At 71.3% G+C, this 18,384-nt stretch carries 14 protein-coding genes and 1 tRNA gene; 5 read left to right on the top strand and 10 right to left on the bottom strand.

The features are described 5' to 3' along the window. Positions 1-154 precede the first annotated feature (154 nt). The 7 genes from ilvA to ACSMTC_RS22470 all read right to left on the bottom strand — a co-directional run bounded on the left by ilvA (position 155) and on the right by ACSMTC_RS22470 (position 8,222). Entirely contained in the window at positions 155-1,366 is a 1,212-nt protein-coding gene (ilvA, locus tag ACSMTC_RS22500; RefSeq protein WP_436561517.1) for a threonine ammonia-lyase, read from the bottom strand. A gap of 111 nt (positions 1,367-1,477) precedes the next feature. After that, the gene (locus ACSMTC_RS22495) at positions 1,478-2,632 is read right to left on the bottom strand and encodes a cystathionine gamma-synthase (RefSeq protein WP_436561516.1); all 1,155 of its coding nucleotides are present in this window, start codon (positions 2,630-2,632) and stop codon (positions 1,478-1,480) included. 202 nt (positions 2,633-2,834) lie between these two features. Next, positions 2,835-3,311, bottom strand: a complete 477-nt coding sequence (locus tag ACSMTC_RS22490; RefSeq protein ID WP_436561515.1) for a DUF1203 domain-containing protein — start codon at positions 3,309-3,311, stop codon at positions 2,835-2,837. A gap of 73 nt (positions 3,312-3,384) precedes the next feature. Continuing rightward, the gene (locus tag ACSMTC_RS22485; protein WP_436561514.1) at positions 3,385-4,323 is read right to left on the bottom strand and encodes a helix-turn-helix domain-containing protein; all 939 of its coding nucleotides are present in this window, start codon (positions 4,321-4,323) and stop codon (positions 3,385-3,387) included. 106 nt (positions 4,324-4,429) lie between these two features. Next, positions 4,430-5,704 carry a L,D-transpeptidase gene (locus tag ACSMTC_RS22480; RefSeq protein ID WP_436561513.1) on the bottom strand — a complete coding sequence of 425 codons (1,275 nt, stop codon included), beginning with the start codon at positions 5,702-5,704 and terminating at the stop codon, positions 4,430-4,432. Positions 5,705-5,937: 233 nt separating this feature from the next. Further along, a complete protein-coding gene (locus tag ACSMTC_RS22475) occupies positions 5,938-6,273 on the bottom strand; it encodes a hypothetical protein (protein ID WP_436561512.1) in 336 nt (111 codons plus the stop codon). Positions 6,274-6,821: 548 nt separating this feature from the next. Then, entirely contained in the window at positions 6,822-8,222 is a 1,401-nt protein-coding gene (locus tag ACSMTC_RS22470) for a cystathionine beta-synthase (protein ID WP_436561511.1), read from the bottom strand. A gap of 149 nt (positions 8,223-8,371) precedes the next feature. Between ACSMTC_RS22470 and ACSMTC_RS22465 the strand changes: the two genes are divergently transcribed. The 3 genes from ACSMTC_RS22465 (at position 8,372) to ACSMTC_RS22455 (ending at position 12,533) form a co-directional block, all read left to right on the top strand. Continuing rightward, a complete protein-coding gene (locus ACSMTC_RS22465; RefSeq protein ID WP_436561510.1) occupies positions 8,372-9,613 on the top strand; it encodes an SGNH/GDSL hydrolase family protein in 1,242 nt (413 codons plus the stop codon). 86 nt (positions 9,614-9,699) lie between these two features. After that, on the top strand, positions 9,700-10,920 hold the full coding sequence (locus ACSMTC_RS22460) for an acetyl-CoA C-acetyltransferase (RefSeq protein WP_436561509.1): 1,221 nt from the start codon (positions 9,700-9,702) through the stop codon (positions 10,918-10,920). 647 nt (positions 10,921-11,567) lie between these two features. Then, positions 11,568-12,533: a hypothetical protein gene (locus ACSMTC_RS22455; RefSeq protein WP_436561508.1), complete on the top strand. Its 966-nt coding sequence runs from the start codon at positions 11,568-11,570 to the stop codon at positions 12,531-12,533. A gap of 145 nt (positions 12,534-12,678) precedes the next feature. Here ACSMTC_RS22455 and ACSMTC_RS22450 read toward each other — a convergent pair whose 3' ends face one another. The 3 genes from ACSMTC_RS22450 to ACSMTC_RS22440 form a co-directional block, all read right to left on the bottom strand. Next, positions 12,679-13,017, bottom strand: coding sequence for a hypothetical protein (locus ACSMTC_RS22450; protein WP_436561507.1), 339 nt, complete (start codon positions 13,015-13,017; stop codon positions 12,679-12,681). Positions 13,018-13,133: 116 nt separating this feature from the next. Continuing rightward, the gene (locus ACSMTC_RS22445; RefSeq protein WP_436561506.1) at positions 13,134-14,012 is read right to left on the bottom strand and encodes a Bax inhibitor-1/YccA family protein; all 879 of its coding nucleotides are present in this window, start codon (positions 14,010-14,012) and stop codon (positions 13,134-13,136) included. 117 nt (positions 14,013-14,129) lie between these two features. Further along, positions 14,130-14,214: transfer RNA gene (locus ACSMTC_RS22440), tRNA-Leu, on the bottom strand. Positions 14,215-14,586: 372 nt separating this feature from the next. Here ACSMTC_RS22440 and ACSMTC_RS22435 point away from each other — a divergent pair. Then, positions 14,587-15,360 (top strand): ABC transporter ATP-binding protein, encoded by a 774-nt coding sequence (locus tag ACSMTC_RS22435; protein ID WP_436561505.1) that lies wholly within the window; start codon positions 14,587-14,589, stop codon positions 15,358-15,360. Between the two features lie 58 nt (positions 15,361-15,418). Continuing rightward, the gene (locus tag ACSMTC_RS22430; RefSeq protein WP_436561504.1) at positions 15,419-17,992 is read left to right on the top strand and encodes an ABC transporter permease; all 2,574 of its coding nucleotides are present in this window, start codon (positions 15,419-15,421) and stop codon (positions 17,990-17,992) included. The last annotated feature ends 392 nt before the right edge of the window (positions 17,993-18,384 follow it).

Here is an 18,384-nt window from a genome sequence, read left to right as displayed (position 1 = left end):
ACATCGCGAGAATGGCAGATTGCGATATATCGCGTCAAGACTCATGGTTGCGGCATGCCGCCATCCCGTGAACCGGTCCGGCCCCGAGCCTGCCACGCACCACCGACAGCATCCGGTGGACCGGCGAACCCCCCGGCCCGCCAGGCGGGTTGGCCTACTCGGCGACCACGTAGCCCGCGGTGCGCAGCTCGCTCACCACCAGGGCGCAGTGCTCCGGCCCCTTGGTCTCCAGGTGCAGGTCCACCTCGACCTCGGTCAGCCCGAGCCGGGGGTCGGTGCGCACATGCGCCACGTCCAGCACATTGGCGTCCACCCGGGTCAGCACCGCCAGCAGACCCGCCAGCGAGCCCGGCTGGTCCGCGAGGCGGACCCGCAGCGAGAGGTAGCGGCCGGCCGCCGCCAGCCCGTGCCTCAGCACCCGCTGCATCAGCTGCGGATCGATGTTGCCGCCGGACAGCACCGCCACCACCGGGCCGCGGAAGCTCTCCGGCTGCTCCAGCATCGCCGCGATCGGGCTGGCCCCGGCCGGTTCGACCACCAGCTTGAGCCGTTCCAGGCCGAGCAGCAGGGCCCGGGAGAGCGCGTCCTCGGAGACCGTGCGGATGCCGTCCGCGAGGGTGTTGACCACCTCGAAGGGGATGTCGCCGGGGCGGCCGACCATGATCCCGTCGGCCATGGTGCCGAAGTGCTCCAGCATGACGGGGCGCCCGGCCGCCAGCGAGGGCGGGTACGCGGCGGCCGCGGCCGCCTGGACCCCGATCACCTGGACGTCCGGCCGCAGCGGCTTGACCGCGGCCGCGATCCCGGCGATCAGGCCGCCACCGCCCACCCCGACCAGGATGGTGCGCACCTCGGGACACTGCTCCAGGATCTCCAGGCCGACCGTGGCCTGGCCGGTGATGATGTCCCAGTGGTCGAAGGGGTGGATGAAGACCGCGCCGGTCGCCTCCGAGTAGCGCTGCGCGGCCTGCAGCGCCTCGTCCACGGTGGCGCCGTGCAGCCGCACCTCGGCGCCGTACTCCCGGGTGGCGGCGACCTTCGGCAGCGGGGCCGCCACCGGCATGAACACGGTGGAGTGCACCCCCAGCAGCGACGCCGCCAGTGCCACACCCTGCGCGTGGTTGCCCGCGCTGGCCGCGACCACGCCGCAGGCGCGCTGCACGGGGGAGAGCCCGGCGATCCGCACGTACGCGCCGCGCAGCTTGAACGAACCGGTGCGCTGCAGGTTCTCGCACTTCAGGTGCACCGGGGAGCCGATCAGCCCGGAGAGGTGCCGGCTGCTCTCCATCGGCGTGACCCGGGCGACCCCGGCGAGCATCTTGTGCGCACCCCGGACGTCGTCCGTGGTGATCGGCCAGCTCCGCATGGGGCCAGCCTAGAACCGCGGAGCGCCCCTTCGGGGGCGCGGGGAGCCGTGTGCGACCGTCCGCCCCGTGGCGGGCCGGCCGCGCGGCTCCCCGCGCCCCCGGGTGGCTGCTTAGCCCAGGGCCTGCTGGAGGTCGGCCAGCAGGTCGTCGATCGACTCGATGCCCACGGAGACGCGGACCAGGTCGGCCGGCACCTCCAGCGCGGAACCGGCCACCGAGGCGTGGGTCATCCGGCCGGGGTGCTCGATCAGCGACTCCACACCGCCAAGCGACTCACCGAGGGTGAACAGCTGCGCCCGGTTGCAGACCTCGACCGCCGCCTCCTCGCCGCCGGCGACCCGGAAGGACACCATGCCGCCGAAGGCCTTCATCTGCTTGGCGGCGATCTCGTGGCCCGGGTGCTCGGCCAGGCCCGGGTAGAGGACCTGGGAGACCTTCGGGTGGCGGCTCAGCAGCTCGGCGACCTTCTCGGCGTTGGAGCAGTGCCGGTCCATCCGGACGCCCAGGGTCTTGATGCCGCGCATCACCAGCCAGGCGTCGAACGGGCCGGAGACCGCACCCATCGCGTTCTGGTGGTAGGCCAGCTGCTCGCCGAGCTCCGCGTCGGCCGCGACCAGCGCACCGCCGACCACGTCCGAGTGCCCGCCCATGTACTTGGTGGTGGAGTGCACCACCACGTCCGCGCCGAGCGCGATCGGCTGCTGCAGGTAGGGGCTGGCGAAGGTGTTGTCGACCACCAGCAGCGCGCCCGCGCCGTGCGCGATCTCGGCCAGTCCGGTCAGGTCGGCGATGCCGAGCAGCGGGTTGGAGGGGGTCTCCACCCAGACGGCCTTGGTGTTCGGCCGCAGCTGCCCGCGCACGTGCGCCAGGTCCTGCATGTCGGCGACGCTGAACTCCACGCCCCAGCGGGTCAGCACCTTGGCGAACAGGCGGAAGGTGCCGCCGTAGGCGTCGTTCGGGATGACGATGTGGTCGCCCGGCTGCAGCACGGTGCGCAGCAGGGTGTCCTCGGCGGCGAGGCCGGAGGCGAAGGCGAGGCCGCGGGAGCCGCCCTCCAGCGCGGCGAGGCACTCCTCCAGCGCGGTACGGGTGGGGTTGGCGGAACGGCTGTACTCGTAGCCGCCGCGGAGGCCGCCGACACCGTCCTGCTTGTAGGTGGAAACCTGGTAGATCGGCGTGACGACGGCCCCGGTCTGGGGGTCTGCTTCCTGACCCGCGTGGATGGCGAGGGTCTCGAAGCCCTGGGGAAGCTGGTGCTCGGTCATACCAGTGAGCCTAGTGCTCGGCCGGCGTGCGACCTGGCACAAGACCGGAACACCGCCGCACACCCGGCGTATTCCGGCTGTGATCGAAGCACTGCCGACGACGGCCGGGGCCCGGACACCCCGGGCCCCGCCGCCCCCTGACCCCCAGGCCGCGGACGGACGGAGCCCGGGGCGGACGGGCCGGCTCCGCGACGCCGACCCGTCAGCCCCGTGTGACCTCGTGCATGAAACAGCCGAAACCGAGCGCCCTGACATGCACCACCGCCACCGCGGGATCCGCGAGCAGCTCCGCCGCCTTCGCCTCGGCCTCGGCCGCTTCCACCGCGACCCCGTCCAGGATCCGCCCCTCCCGGTCGTAACCGCGCAGCACCCGGGTCCCGTTGTGGAACCCCTCGGGCCAACCGTCCCCCGTTCCGCCGCAGTTCCCGTCATGGACGAAGACCGGGCCCACCTCGTTGTACGGCCCCGGGTCGACGCCCAGCCCGGCCGCCCAGCGGCGGAGCGGGGCGTACGAGACCAGGGCGATCCGCTCGCCGGGACGGGCCCGGGTGAGACAGCAGCGCAGCGGGGAGCCGCCCTCCTCGCTCACGGAACGGACGGGCGGGCGCCCCGCGTCATCGCTCACCAGCAGCTGCCGGTGGACCTCGGGGGCGATCGGGTTGATCCGCAGTGTCGTCATACCGACAGCCTGCTCGGACCGGCCCGCCGATTCCGGCGGGTATCGGCCATCGCGTTCCGAGGGGTCCCGGCCGCTACAGGCTGCTGCGCAGCGCTCCGATCAGCCAGTTGAAGACCGGCCCGAGCGGAGGCACCGGCGGCCAGCCGTTGATCAGCGCGAGCAGCTGCCAGTACCGCTCCATCCGGGGGTCGCTGCCGGTCTCCAGCCGCTCCAGCAGCCAGCTCCGGAACTCCGGGCCGTCACCGCGGCCGAAGAGCTCGGCGAAGGCGGTGACCAGCTCCTCCAGCACCGGCCGGGCCGCGGCGCTGTCCGGCTCGGTGCCCTCGGCCAGCGCGGCGCCGGCCCGCTCCTGGACCAGCGCGACCAGCTGCCCGTCGGCCCGGCCCCCGGTCCCGGCCCCCTGGGCCCGCTCCTTCGCCTGGTACTCGGCAGCCCTGCGGACGCTCGCCCGGAACGACTCGTCCTGCACCAGTTCCGCCAACTCGACCCAGGCGTCCACCTGTTCCGGCTTGGGGTCCTCGGGCAGCTCGGGCATGGCGCCGCGCATCTTGGCCACGAACTCGGGCCCGACGTCCAGCCCTTGGAACGCCTCGTCGATGAAGTCGCCGATCAGGCGCCGGCGTTCCTGATCGGTGAGTTTGGCCAGCTTGTGCATCAGTTCCAACTCCTCGGGATCGGACCCGCGTCTGGCCACCGCCCTGAGTACCGCGCGGCGCAGCCGGAGCGTCCGGATCTGGACGTCCAGTGCCTCGGAGTGCGCCGCCGCCACCTCGGCCACGGTGATCTCCCGCGCCAGCACCCGGTGGATGGTGGCGAGGTCGACGCCGAGGTCGCGCAGCGTACGGACGAGGTCGAGGCGGGCCAGTGCGGCACGGTCGTAGAGCCGGTAGCCGGCGGGTGTGCGGTCGGTCGGCGGCAGCACTCCCGCATCGGACCAGAACCGGATGGTCTTCACCGGTATCCCGGTCAGCCGGGACAGGTCCCCGATGCTGCGGAGGGCGTCGTCGTCCATGTCCGCCACTTTGGGGTCTCCCGTCGCTGGAGACTCAAGCGTAGTGACCGGGGCAACCTCTGACGGGCACTCGGAGTGCGCCGCAGCTCCCCGCCGGACGGGCCGCTCAGAGGGCGCTGCCGGCCTTCCAGTCCGCCCAGGAGAGGTTCCAGCCGTTCAGGCCGTTGGACGGGTCGACCGTGCGGTCACCGGAGTTGACGACCTCGACCACGTCGCCGGTCATCGAGCTCTTGAAGAACTTCGCCCCGTTGGTCCCCGGGTCCCCCGCCCCCTTGACGTCCCGCAGGGCTATGCAGCCGTGGCTGGTGTTGGCGTGCCCGAACGCCGAGGCGGACGACCAGTAGTTGCCGTGGATGAAGGTGCCCGAGGTGGTCAGGCGCTGGGCGTGCGGCACGTCCGGGATGTCGTACTCGTCGCCGAGCCCGACCGTCGAGGAGTTCATCCTGGTCTGCTGGTACTGCTCGGATATCACCAGCTTGCCCGCCCAGGTGCGGTGCTGCGGAGAACCCCCGATGATCGGGTAGGTGGCGGTGACCACCCCGTCGGTGGTGACGGTGAGGGTGCCGGCCTGGAGGTCGGCGACACTGGTCTGGCTGCGCCCGATGGTGAAGCGGACGTCCCTGGACTGGGTGCCGTAGACCCCCTTCGCCCCCTCGACGTCCTTGAGTCGCAGTCTGACGGTGACCTCGGTGCCCTTCGCCCAGTACTGGGCGGGACGGAAGTCCAGCCGGGTGCTGGAGAACCAGTGCCCCACGACCTCGACACCCGAGTCGGCGACCACGGTGATGGCCTGCTCGACGGCCTTGCGGTCGGTGACCGGCTTGCTGAACCGGATGGTGACCGGCATCCCGACGCCGACGACCGAGCCGTCCTCGGGCGAGAAGTAACCGGTGAAGGTGGAGGCGGGGGCGGCGGTGGCGAAGCCCGCACCGGCGTCGGCCCGCAGTTCGTCCCCGTCGGTGGCGACCGCGGTGAGCCGGTACCTGGTACCGCTGCTGAGCCGCCCGGTGGAGGTCCAGCCGGAGCCGTCGGAGGCCAGCCGGCCGGCTATCTCGGTACCGGCCGAGTCGACGAGCCTGACCGAGCCGAGGGTTCCGTCGGCCACGGTGACGGTGACCGGCTTGGTGAAGGAGGCGTCCTTGGTGCCGTCGGCCGGCATGACGGTGATCTTCGCGGCCGAGGTCTTGGGAGCGGGCGCCGAACTCGCGCCCCCACTCGCACCGCCGCCGGCGCCCGCGCCCGAGCCCGCGGCACTCGCCTGCTGGGCCTTGCTGTTGCAGCCGGTCATCAGCACCAGCGGGACGCTGAGCAGCCCCGCGAGCACACCACGACGGCTCCAGTCTCCGGCTGCGGGGGGCTGCTGCTTCTCCGATGCCGTCACTTCGCGCTCTCCTGTTCGTCAAGGCGTTACGGACAAAACAACGCGATATCGGGCGAAGTGGTTCCGTCACTTAAGGATTGAGATCGTATGAGATTACTCAAGATCAACTCAACACCCATCAATAACCGCAAGATGCTTCAAAAGCACCAGACGACATCAAAAGCCGAATAATGAACAAACCGCCCGATCCGGACATTCCGGATCGGGCGGTTCATGGGGTGCGCGGCTGCGGGTCAGTCCTCCTGGCCGACCTGGTACTCGTCCCAGCTCTCCTCGTCCGGGTCGAAGTCGGTCCGCGCGGACTCCCAGGTGGCGGAGGTCAGCTCGACCCCGGGGACGTCGCCGAGCAGCGCGACCGGGTCGACGAAGTGGGCGAGCGAGCCGGACGGGTCCAGCTCGATGGCCTCGACGGACTGGGCGCGCTCCTCGTCGTCGAGGTACTCGTCGCCCGAGACCTGGGTCAGGGCGGCGGTCTTCAGAGCCTGCTCGTCGGTGATCTCGGCGATGAGCTCGATGGTGAGGCGAACGTAACGGGGAGCGTCCTGCTCCGGCAGGTCAGTGCTGGTCATATGTGCGAGCGTAGGCGAGCCGGACCATCCGGCGGAAACGCCGAGCCGGTACCGCCCCGCCGGGACGGGAAAACGCCGGAACGGGACAGACCCCGGAACGGGCGGACGGTGCGGGCCGGTCCGCGGATCGCGGACCGGCCCGACCCCTCCGGCGGCTCCCCCACCCGGGAGCCGCCGAAGACGCGCCGCACGGCGCGGTGTGTTGCCGCGGGGGCAGCCGCACCCTGTCGGCCGGACCCGGCCCGAAGGCCGGGTTCCCGGCACAGGGGCGGGACGACGGCAACCCCCGCGAGGGCCCCTCCGCCGCGGAGACCGCGACGGAGGACAGGACAGGCCGGACAGGTCGGAACCGACCGGCACGTCCCGGCGACCACAGCACCAGGGAGCCGCTCCCGATCGCTGCCGTCGCCTTGCTCGGCGTCTCGCCGTTGACCCCTACGATGCCCGACGGTTGTTAACCCCGCGCTGCGTGGACATGTCGTCGGTGTACCACTTCACGCCCGGACGGATTCCCATCCTCCCGGCGGGGCAGCCCCGCTGACGCCGCCTCAGTGGCCGCCGCGCCCGGCCAGGAAGGCCAGCAGGTCCTGGCGGGTGACGATGCCCTGCGGCTTGCCCTCGACCAGGACGACGGCCGCGTCGGCCTTCTCCAGCACGGCCACCAGGCTGGTGACGGTCTCACCGGAACCGACCACCGGCAGCGGCTTGGACATCACCCTGTCCAGGGTGTCGGTGAGCTGGATCTCCTGCGCGTGCAGCCCGTTGAGCAGCTCGCGCTCGACCACCGAGCCGATCACCTCGCCCGCCATGATGTCGGGGTGGCCGGCGCCCGGCGAGACCACCGGCATCTGCGAGACGCCGAAGTCGCCCAGCACCTTGATCGCGTCGCCGACCGTCTCGCTGGGGTGCATGTGGACGAACTGCGGGATGCCGCCCTGCTGGATGGCGACCTTGCGGGCCAGCACCTCGGCGATGTGCGCCTCGTCGGTCTCGGACGGCAGGAAGCCGTAGTCGGCCATCCAGTCGTCGTTGAAGATCTTCGACAGGTAGCCGCGGCCACCGTCCGGCAGCAGCACCACGACCACGTCGTCCGGGCCGAGCCGCTTGGCGACCTCCAGCGCGGCCACCACGGCCATCCCGCAGGAACCGCCGACCAGCAGGCCCTCCTCCTTGGCCAGGCGGCGGGTCATCTGGAAGGAGTCCTTGTCGGAGACCGCGACGATCTCGTCCGCGACACTGCGGTCGTAGGCGGTCGGCCAGAAGTCCTCACCGACGCCCTCGACCAGGTACGGACGGCCGGTGCCGCCCGAGTACACCGAGCCCTCGGGGTCGGCGCCGATGACCTTGACCTTGCCGCCGGAGGCATCCTTCAGGTAGTTGCCGGTACCGGAGATGGTGCCGCCGGTGCCGACGCCCGCGACGAAGTGGGTGATCTTCCCCTCGGTCTGCTCCCACAGCTCCGGGCCGGTGGAGTGGTAGTGCGAGGCCGGGTTCTCCGGGTTGGAGTACTGGTCCGGCTTCCAGGCGTTGGGGGTCTCCCGCACCAGGCGGTCGGACACGTTGTAGTAGGAGTCCGGGTGCTCGGGCGCGACGGCGGTCGGGCAGACCACCACCTCGGCGCCGTACGCACGGAGCGTGTTGATCTTGTCGGTGGAGACCTTGTCAGGGCAGACGAAGATGCACTTGTAGCCCTTCTGCTGGGCCACGATGGCCAGACCGACACCGGTGTTGCCCGAGGTCGGCTCGACGATCGTGCCACCGGGCTTGAGTGCACCGGACGCCTCGGCGGCCTCGATCATGCGCATCGCGATGCGGTCCTTGACCGACCCGCCGGGGTTGAAGTACTCGACCTTCGCCAGCACGGTCGCGCTGATGCCCTCGGTGACCTTGTTGAGCTTCACCAGGGGCGTGTTGCCGACCAGCTCGATGATCGAATTGTGGTACCTCACGGGGGTCCTCCCGGTAAGTGCGATGCAGGTGATGTTCGGTACTGCAAGCCTAGGGCCACGGATGGCCGACCCAGGCAGGTAGCACCGGGCTCCGGCGGGTACCAGCAGGTGGACGGAGTCGGGAACAGCACCACGAGAAGGGGGCCGGGGTGTCAGGGGCGCAGGAGTCGCGGGCCCGGGTCGCCCGCAGGATCGCCACGGCGGCGGCGTACGGCGGCGGCGGCATCGGACTGCTCGGGGTCGGACTGGTGGGCCTGCTGCTCACCGAGACCAGGATGGCGGTGCGCGCGGTCGGCCTGCTGGAGGGCGATCCGCCGAGGGCGGACGGGGTGTACGGAGCGGCCTTCGCCGATCCGCTGGAGACCGAGCCGCCGATGGTGCTGGCCTTCCTCGGCGACTCGACCGCCGCCGGCCTCGGGGTGACACGGGGGCACGAGACCCCGGGGGCACTGCTGGCGGGCGGGCTCGCCTCGGTCGCCGAACGCCGGGTACGACTGCTGAACGTCGCCAGGTCGGGCGCCCGCTCGGCGGACCTGGCCCGGCAGGTGGAGCTGGTCCTGCCGCACCGGCCGACCATCGCCGTCGTCATCATCGGCGCCAACGACGTGACCAGGCACAGCTCGGCCGCCCAGTCGGTACGGCAGCTGGGCGAGGCGGTGGCGGCGCTGCGGGCCGGCGGCTGCGAGGTGGTGGTCGGCACCTGCCCGGACCTCGGGACGATCAAGCCGGTCCGGCCGCCGCTGCGCTGGGTGGCCCGACGGCTGTCCCGCCAGCTGGCGGCCGCCCAGACCATAGCGGTGGTGGAGAACGGCGGCCGGACCGTCTCGCTGGGCTCGCTGCTCGGCCCCGAGTTCGCCACCCGCCCCGAGATGTTCGCCGCGGACCGCTACCACCCCTCCTCCCAGGGGTACGCCACGGCGGCGATGGCCGTACTGCCCTCGCTCTGCGCGGCCCTTGACCTCTGGCCGGACGAGATCGCACCCGACGGCGGCCATGAGTCGGTGCTGCCGGTGGCGATGGCGGCGGCCACGGCGGCCGGGTACTCGGGCACCGAGGTGGCGGCGGCCGACCGCGCGGGCATGCCGGACATCGGACGGCGCTGGGCACAGGTGGTGCACCGGCTGCGGTTGGGCCTGCCGGGAGCCGGGCAGCAGAACGGTACGACGGCCGCCTCGTCGGACGCGTCGCCGGACACCTCGCCGGGCGGTGGGCCGGATGCGTCGTCGGACGCGTCACGGGACACGCCGTCGGACATGCCGTCGGACATGCCGTCGGACATGCCGTCGGACGCGTCACGGGATGCGTCGCCGGAACGGAAGGAGGCACCGGCCTCGGGGCGGACCGCGTCGGCCAGCTCACACCCGGGCACTGATGACGCGCGATCTACTTAACGGTAACTTTCCTCCCGAGCGTCCCACTTGGCACTGCCGTGTCCGGCGGCACGCAAAGCCCCAGGGTCACCCAGCGAGGAGCCACCATGCCCGAAGCCGTCATCGTCAGCGCCGCCCGTTCGCCGATCGGCCGGGCCTTCAAGGGCTCGCTGAAGGACGTCCGCCCGGACGACCTCACCGCGCAGATCATCGGCGCCGCGCTCGCCAAGGTCCCCGAACTGGACCCGCGCCAGATAGACGACCTGATGCTCGGCTGCGGCCTGCCCGGCGGCGAGCAGGGCCACAACCTGGCCCGGATCATCGCCGTCCAGATGGGCATGGACTACCTGCCCGGCGCCACCATCACCCGCTACTGCTCCTCCTCGCTGCAGACCACCCGGATGGCACTGCACGCGATCAAGGCCGGCGAGGGCGACGTCTTCATCTCGGCCGGTGTCGAGACCGTCTCGCGCAGCGTCAGGGGCACCTCGGACGGCCTGCCGGACACCCAGAACCCGATCTTCGCCGAGGCCGTGGCCCGCACCGCGCACCGCGCCGAGGTCGGTGGCGGTGAGTGGCACGACCCGCGCGAGGACGGACTGATCCCCGACGCGTACATCGCCATGGGCCAGACCGCGGAGAACCTGGCCGCACTCAAGGGCATCACCCGGGCCGAGCAGGACGAGTTCGGCGTCCGCTCGCAGAACCTGGCCGAGGCCGCGATCAAGGCGGGCTTCTGGGAGCGCGAGATCACCCCGGTCACCACCCCGGACGGCACCGTGGTCAGCAAGGACGACGGCCCGCGTGCAGGGGTCACCCTGGAGGGCGTGGCCGGCCTGAAGCCGGTGTTCCGCCCGGACGGCACGGTCACGGCGGGCAACTGCTGCCCGCTCAACGACGGCGCCGCCGCCCTGGTGATCATGTCCGACACCAAGGCCCGCGAGCTCGGCATCACCCCGCTCGCCCGCGTGGTCTCCACCGGCGTCAGCGCGCTCTCCCCCGAGATCATGGGCTACGGCCCGGTCGAGGCGTCCAAGCAGGCCCTCAAGCGGGCCGGCCTGACCATCGGCGACATCGACCTGGTCGAGATCAACGAGGCCTTCGCGGCCCAGGTCATCCCCTCCTACCGGGACTTGGGCATCGACCTGGACCGGCTGAACGTCAACGGCGGCGCGATCGCCGTCGGCCACCCCTTCGGCATGACCGGCGCCCGGATCACCACCACGCTGATCAACTCCCTGCAGTGGCACGACAAGCAGTTCGGCCTGGAGACCATGTGCGTCGGCGGCGGACAGGGCATGGCGATGGTCATCGAGCGGCTGAGCTGAGACGCAGCGGAGGGTGGGGGTCGCCGAGGAACGAGGCGGCACCCGCCCGCAGCGTAGGAACAGTTCAGCCGCGACCCGCAGACACCCAGCGGCTGAGCTGAGACGCAGCGGAGGGTGGGGGTCGCCGAGGAACGAGGCGGCACCCGCCCGCAGCGTAGGAACAGTTCAGCCGCGACCCGCAGACACCGAGCGGCTGAGCTGAGACGCAGCGGAGGGTGGGGGTCGCCGAGGAACGAGGCGGCACCCGCCCGCAGCGTAGGAACAGTTCAGCCGCGACCCGCAGACACCGAGCGGCTGAGCTGAGACGCAGCGGAGGAGCAGCCCAGTCGCGGTCGGCAGACACCGAGCAGCTGAGCCGAGCCAGTTGAGAACCGGCCCGCCCCTCACCCCCGCCTGGAGGTGACGGACGGTGACTGAGGGCTGGATCACATTTCGGGTGTGATCCAGCCCTCGCTCCCGGCCCGGGGCGGCGTTTTGCGAACACCGCGAGATCAGTCAACTTCGCAGCGTATAACGGGTCCCGCAGATGATTTGGGGACAAGGATGTACATCACACCCAAATCGGACATCTGCCACTGCAGTAACAGCTCCTCATACGGCAGTGTGGACGTGTAACCCCGTTCCACTCCTCGCTAGGAGTACGTTCAGTGAGCGCCGTCGACACCATCCTGCTGCTGGTCCTGATCGCCGTGTGTACCGCCGTCCTGCTCTGCGTACGTGGCCTCTCGCGCCGCCTGGAGGAGCAGCGGACCGTCGCAACCGCCCCTTCCCCGGCCGTGGTTGACGAGGCCGTCATACGCCGCGCGGTGGCCGAGGCACTGGCGGCCGACCGGGAGCGGGAGATCGCCGAGGCACGTGCGTTCTGGGCCGAGCAGGAGGCCAAGGCCGCCGAGGACGCCCCGCTCTTCGACTCCCCGTTCACCGGCGCCCACTTGACCGCGCCCGAGGAGTGGCCGCTGTTCTTCCCGCGCCCGACCGGACCGCAGGACGCGGCCGACAACGGCGTCATGGACCCCGGGTTCAGCGAGGCGCTGCGCTCCGCGCTGGAGGACCTCATCGGCAAGGACCGCAGCGGCGAGTACGGGCTGCCCGCCACCGAGGCCGGCGCCAAGGGCGGTTCGGGCCACCCCGCGCAGTCCGTTCCCGGCCAGCAGACGCCCGGCGGCACCGAGGGCTCCGGTGAGGCCCGCGCCCGCCGCGAGGCCGACCTGCTCGCCACCGGCCTGGAGTCCGGCCTGCTGGACGCCGAGTCGGCCGCCGCCCCCGACCCGCGGCGCCACCCCTCGCACCCCGACTTCGTCCCGAGCCCGACCCCGTCCCGCGAGTGGACGGACACCAAGCTGGCCACCCTGGCCGAGGACGGCATCCCCCTCACCGACGTCCGCCCCGGCCCGCTCGGCACCCTGGACGTGTACGCCTTCGCCGACGGCACCACCCTCTGCGTGGCCCCCGGCGACAGCGAGGCCACCTACCGCCTCATCGACGCCGTCCGGGCCGGCGAGGACGTCCGCCTCCTCGGCGGCTCCCGCTTCTCGGGCTCCTACTCCCTGACCTTCTCCACCGACGAGGACGCCGTCTACGTCCTGGCCGACCGCGTCGTCGCCAGCATCTGACAGCCCGCCAGGGGTCGGTGGAAGCAGAGCGACCACCGGGGGCGCACGACTCCGCTCGACCGACCGCGTGCGCGGGCGGCCGTGCGCGGGCAACGGCCCACGACGCGCCGCGGGCCCATCGCCGGCGCCTCCCCGGGAGTGCGCCCTAGGAGATCAGTTCGAGGGTTGCCCTGACCGTGGCCAGGGCCTCTGCCAGTTGCGCGTCGTCACCCGAGTCGGCGAGTTCGTACCCGGCCACGGCGATCTGGTCCCCGACCGCGAACGGGCCCGCATCCGGGAACTCGTGCGGCGGTTCACCGGCCGCGGCCAGCGCGGCGGAAGCCAGCTGCCGAGCCACTGCCAGCCCGGCGGCGGCCCTCGAGGGGTGCCCGGGCACCTCGCCCAGCAACCGGCTCTGCGGCATCGTGCGGTAGCGGTCCGCCAGACTCTCCACGGCATCCAGCAGGGCGGTCCGGTCGGCGGACAGATGAAGTTCAGCGGACATACTTCGAGGCTATCCCTCTTCCTCCGGGCGATCGGCACCGGAGCGTCGAAGAGAAGGCCACGGGCCCCGGAGCGGGTGCTCCAGAGCCCGTGAGTGGCCGTCTCGTATGCCCGGGATCAGTCGTCGCCGCGCAGGATCGCGATCAGCCGGAGCATCTCCAGGTAGATCCAGACCAGCGCGACGGTCAGCCCGAAGGCGGCCCGCCAGGACTCCCGCTGCGGAGCGCCGCCCCGGATGCCCGCCTCGATCTCGGCGAAGTCCAGCGAGAGGAAGAACGCGCCGAGGCCGATTCCGATCAGGCCCACCACGATGCCCAGCGGGCCCGAGCGCAGCCCCAGGTCGGCGCTGAACATCGACGCCACCAGGTTGACCAGGAGCAGGATCACGAAGCCCATGGCGATCGCCGTGCCGACCCGGGTGTAGCGCGCGGTGACCCGGATCCGGCCGCTCTTGTAGGCCATCAGCATCGCCGCGAAGACCGCGGCCGTGCCCAGCACGGCCTGGATCGCGATGCCCGGCAGGGCGGCCTCCAGCGCCTTGGTGATCGCCCCGAGGAAGAAGCCCTCCAGTGCCGCGTAGGCCAGGATCAGCGGCGGGCTGACGCTCCGCTTGAAGCTGATCACCAGGCCGAGCACGGCGGCGGCGATCATGGCGCCCACCGCGAGGCCGTAGTTCCCCACCGGGAGCGCGAACCAGGCGACGGCGCCGCCGGCGACCAGGGTGAGCAGCGTGAGGGCCGTCCGGGCCACCACGTCGTCCATGGTCATCCGGCCGGTCTGCAGCGGGCCGGCGTCGGGCGCCTGGTACATCTGCTGCAGCTGCTCGTCGGTGAGCGGCTGGCCGTACTGCTGCGCGTACGGGTTGCTGTCGTAGGGGCTGCCGGAGTAGGGGCCGCCGGCCTGCGGCTGCTGGGCGGCTCCGGTACCGAATCCTGCGTATCCGGTGCCGCGGGTGAAGGACCCCTCCCGCGAGAAGACCGGGTTGCTGCTTCTCATGCTCATTCCCTCCGGGGGCGGCAGGGCGCCACCCACGCCCCCCAAGAGTAATGCCTTGGCAAAGAGAAGCGGCTACGCCGCGAGGAGGATCTCGCAGACGGGACGAGGGGACGGAGTTGGTGCCCGGAGCCGGACTCGAACCGGCACGGCCTGTCGGCCAAGCAGTTTTAAGCTGCCCGTGTCTGCGTTCCACCACCCGGGCCTGAACCCCTCCGCGCCCTGTGCGGGCCACCCCTGAGACTAGTCTCCCGGCCACCCCTTTCGCATGTTCTTGGCGCGGAAATTGTCATGTTTCCTTGCCATCTGACGAATCGTCTGCGATTCGGACAGCCCTTGGCCGATATTCGGCCACGTCAGCGGCATCAGGGTCGGTGTCATACCCGAGGAGGAGATCCGGCGGGCCGGGTACGACCAGCGGCGGTGGGCTCAACCGTTCCCCCGGCCGACTGATTTCCGCAGTCGCCGAAGGACGATGGAGTAGCGGCCGGAACCCTGCGTCCTGCCGGCCAGAGCTTCACCAACCGATCACGGTCGGCCGATCACGGCCGGCCGGCCACAGCCAAGGAGCCCTCCCGTGACCACGACGTCCGCATACGCCGTCCGCACCGGCCAGGCGGCCGCCCGCGCCACCGGTCTGAACAAGGTCTACGGCGAGGGCGAGACCCGCGTGGTCGCGCTGGACAACGTCAGCGTGGTGTTCCCGCAGGGCGAGTTCACCGCGATCATGGGCCCCTCCGGCTCCGGCAAGTCCACCCTGATGCACTGCATGGCCGGCCTGGACACCGTCTCCTCCGGCTCCTCGATGATCGGCGAGACCGAGCTGGTCGGGCTGAAGGACAAGCAGCTGACCAAGCTCCGCCGGGACAAGATCGGCTTCATCTTCCAGGCCTTCAACCTGCTGCCCACCCTGACGGCGCTGGAGAACATCACGCTGCCGATGGACATCGCGGGCCGCAAGGTCGACCAGGCCTGGCTGGACCGGGTGGTGGACACCGTCGGCCTCTCCGGCCGGCTCTCGCACCGCCCCTCCCAGCTCTCCGGCGGCCAGCAGCAGCGCGTCGCCTGCGCCCGCGCCCTGGCCAGCAAGCCGGACATCATCTTCGCCGACGAGCCCACCGGAAACCTCGACTCCCGCTCCGGTGCCGAGATCCTCTCCTTCCTGCGGAACTCCGTGCGTGAACTCGGCCAGACCGTGGTGATGGTGACCCACGACCCGGTTGCCGCCTCCTACGCGGACCGCGTGGTCTTCCTCGCCGACGGCCGGATCGTCGACGAGCTGATCGAGCCGACCGCCGACAGCGTCCTGGACCGGATGCGCCGCTTCGACGCCAAGGGCCGGACGAACTAGGGGCCGGACGAACTGACGCCAAGCCAGTAGCCGCCCCCACCCTCCCAGGACGCATTCCATGTATCGCACCGCACTGCGCAATGTGCTGGCCCACAAGGGCCGCCTGCTGATGACGGCACTCGCCATCCTGCTCGGCACGGCCTTCGTCTCCGCCACCCTGGTCTTCTCCGACACGCTCGGCCAGGCCATGAAGAACAGCTACGCCAAGAGCTACACCGACGTCTCGGTCCTGGTCACCGACCCCACCGCCGGCACCCGGTTCGGTTCGAGGACCAAGGAGGACGCCAGGCCGGCCGAGAAGCTGACCGACGCCACGGTCAAGCAGATAGCCGCCCTGCCCGGAACCGACCGGGCCCGCGGCGTGGTCTCCGGCTTCCTCGGCGTGTCGGACAAGAACGGCAACCTGATCGGCCAGGTCTGGAGCGCCATGGGCAGCAACTACGCGCCCGACGCCTCCGGCAAGGACAGCCGCTACCCGCTGGTGGCGGGCAAGGCGCCCTCCGGCCCCAAGGAGGTCGCGCTCGACAAGGCGACCGCCGAGAAGGGCGGCTACCACGTCGGTGACACCGTCCGGATCGCGAGCAACGGCCCGGCCCTGGACGTGAAGCTGGCCGGCATCGTCACCACCGACGACCCGCAGGTCACCTCCGGCGGCACGCTCACCCTGCTGGACACCGCCAGCGCGCAGAAGATGCTGCTGACGCCCGGCCAGTACAGCTCCGTCTCGGTGCTGGCCAAGTCCGGTACCACCGAGTCCGCCCTGCTCGACGAGGTCGACAAGGTCCTGCCCAAGGACAGCAACTTCCGCACCGAGACCGGCCAGCACCTCAACGACGAGCAGGCCAAGATGATCGCCCAGGGCACCGACGGCATGAAGACCATGCTGCTGGTCTTCGCGATCATCTCGCTGTTCGTCAGCGTCTTCATCATCGCCAACACCTTCACCATGCTGGTCGCCCAGCGCACCAAGGAGCTGGCCCTGCTCCGCGCGGTCGGCGCCAGCCGCTCGCAGGTCACCCGCTCGGTGCTGGTCGAGGCGCTGGCCCTCGGCGTCGCCGCCTCGGTGACCGGTCTGCTCGCCGGTGTCGGCATCGGCGCCGGGATGCAGTCGCTGATCCACGCCACCACCACCGGAATGCCCACCGGCCCGCTGGTGATCGCGCCGACCACGGTCGTGGTGACCCTGGTGGTCGGTGTCCTGGTCACCGTCCTCTCCGCGGTCCTCCCCGCCCTGCGCGCCTCCCGGATCGCCCCGGTGGCCGCGATGAGCAGCGGCGACCAGCCGGCCAGCCAGAAGAGCCTGGTGGTCCGCAACGTCATCGGCTCGGTGATCACCATCGGCGGCCTCGGCCTGGTCCTGATGGGCGCGGCCGCCAAGAACAGCTCCGGCCGGATGCCGGTGGGCGCCGGTGTCGCGCTGGCGCTGATCGGGATCTTCGTCCTGCTGCCGCTGCTCTCCCGTCCGGTGATCGCCCTGGTCGGCCCGCTGCTGGCCAAGCTGGCCGGTACGCCCGGCAAGCTGGCCCGCCGGAACGCGGTGCGCAACCCGCGCCGTACCGCCGCCACGGCGGCCGCGCTCACCATCGGTCTGGCCCTGGTCACCGGTCTGAGCGTGCTGGGCTCCTCGATCACCGACATGGTGAACAAGGCCGTCACCAGCTCCATGAAGGCCGACTACGACGTCAGCACGGCCACCGGCGACCTGACCCCCGAGCTGGCCACCGCCGTCTCCAAGGCCCACGGTGTCGCGGTCTCCAGCCCCATCGCCCGGGTCTTCTGGGAGTTCAACGGTTCCTCGCACTCGGTCCGCGGCTTCGACGCCGCCGGCTTCGAGCAGCTGGTCCAGCCGAAGATGATCAGCGGTTCCGCCTCGGCGCTGAAGCAGGGCCAGATCCTGGTCGACAGCGACATGGCCAAGAAGGAGGGCCTGTCGGTCGGTTCCACCCTCAAGGTGGACTTCCGCGCCGACCGCGAGGGCGTCGACCGCGACGGCACCGTCACGGTCGGCGGTGTGTACGAGGGCAACGCGATGATCTCCGAGGTCATCATGGCCAACGCCGAGATCATCAAGCACGACCCCGAGCCCTACTTCAGCGATGTCCTGGTCAAGGGCACCGACGGGCCGAGCGCCGCTCTCAAGCAGTCCATCAAGGAGGCCACCGGCAACAACCCGGTGGTCGAGGTCAAGACCAAGCAGGACATGCGCGACGAGTTCAACAAGATGATCACCTTCGCGCTGAACATGATGTACGGCCTGCTGGGCATGGCCGTGGTGATCGCGGTCATCGGCGTGATCAACACGCTGGCCATGTCGGTCTTCGAGCGCAAGCGCGAGATCGGCATGCTGCGGGCGATCGGTCTGGACCGCAGCGGCATCAAGCGGATGGTCCGGCTGGAGTCGGTGGTGATCTCGCTCTTCGGCGCGGTGATCGGTGTCGCGCTCGGCACCTTCGCCGCCTGGGCGGTCAACCGCACGCTGATCTCCAGCCTGCCGACCCTCACCACGGTGGTCCCCTACGGCCAGCTGCTGCTCTTCCTGCTCCTGGCCGGCCTGGTGGGTCTGTTCGCCGCGATGTGGCCCGCCCGTCAGGCGTCCAAGCTGGACATCCTGACCAGCATCAAGACCGACTGACGGCCCGGAAGCCGACGGAAGGCCCCTGCCGGTTCGGCGGGGGCCTTCTCGCTGCGCCGGGGCTCCGGCTGTCCGCCCGGCCGAAGCACCGGCGGCACACCCCGCCCCGGCCCGCCGGGCACCGGCCCCGGCCGTGACCGCCGGTGGCTCCACCCGGGGCAGACGGCAGGCGGCCCACCCGGAACGGGCGGCAGGGGGCTCCGCCTCCGGCCCGGCGCGGGCAACGGACAGGGCCCCTGCCGGAGGTTCCGGCAGGGGCCCTGCTTCTTACTTCTGTACTCCGCCCGGTCGCACGGCCGGCTGAGCACCACGGAGGTCGTGGTCCGGCGACACTGCCGGGCGGAGGGCCTCCGACTCGTACCCGGGCTGCTCCTCCGCCCGGATCTGGTCGC

This window comes from Kitasatospora sp. HPM-01-4, assembly GCF_051374625.1.
Lineage (GTDB): Bacteria > Actinomycetota > Actinomycetes > Streptomycetales > Streptomycetaceae > Kitasatospora.
This window is presented reverse-complemented; position numbering and strand designations above follow the sequence as displayed.

Excerpts from the sequence above, each read along its gene's own strand:
- ilvA (WP_436561517.1), bottom strand. The coding sequence starts at position 1,366 with ATGCGGAGCTGGCCGATCACCACGGACGACGTCCGGGGTGCGCACAAG.
- ACSMTC_RS22495 (WP_436561516.1), bottom strand. The coding sequence starts at position 2,632 with ATGACCGAGCACCAGCTTCCCCAGGGCTTCGAGACCCTCGCCATCCAC.
- ACSMTC_RS22490 (WP_436561515.1), bottom strand. The coding sequence starts at position 3,311 with ATGACGACACTGCGGATCAACCCGATCGCCCCCGAGGTCCACCGGCAG.
- ACSMTC_RS22485 (WP_436561514.1), bottom strand. The coding sequence starts at position 4,323 with ATGGACGACGACGCCCTCCGCAGCATCGGGGACCTGTCCCGGCTGACC.
- ACSMTC_RS22475 (WP_436561512.1), bottom strand. The coding sequence starts at position 6,273 with ATGACCAGCACTGACCTGCCGGAGCAGGACGCTCCCCGTTACGTTCGC.
- ACSMTC_RS22460 (WP_436561509.1), top strand. The coding sequence starts at position 9,700 with ATGCCCGAAGCCGTCATCGTCAGCGCCGCCCGTTCGCCGATCGGCCGG.
- ACSMTC_RS22450 (WP_436561507.1), bottom strand. The coding sequence starts at position 13,017 with ATGTCCGCTGAACTTCATCTGTCCGCCGACCGGACCGCCCTGCTGGAT.
- ACSMTC_RS22445 (WP_436561506.1), bottom strand. The coding sequence starts at position 14,012 with ATGAGAAGCAGCAACCCGGTCTTCTCGCGGGAGGGGTCCTTCACCCGC.
- ACSMTC_RS22430 (WP_436561504.1), top strand. The coding sequence starts at position 15,419 with ATGTATCGCACCGCACTGCGCAATGTGCTGGCCCACAAGGGCCGCCTG.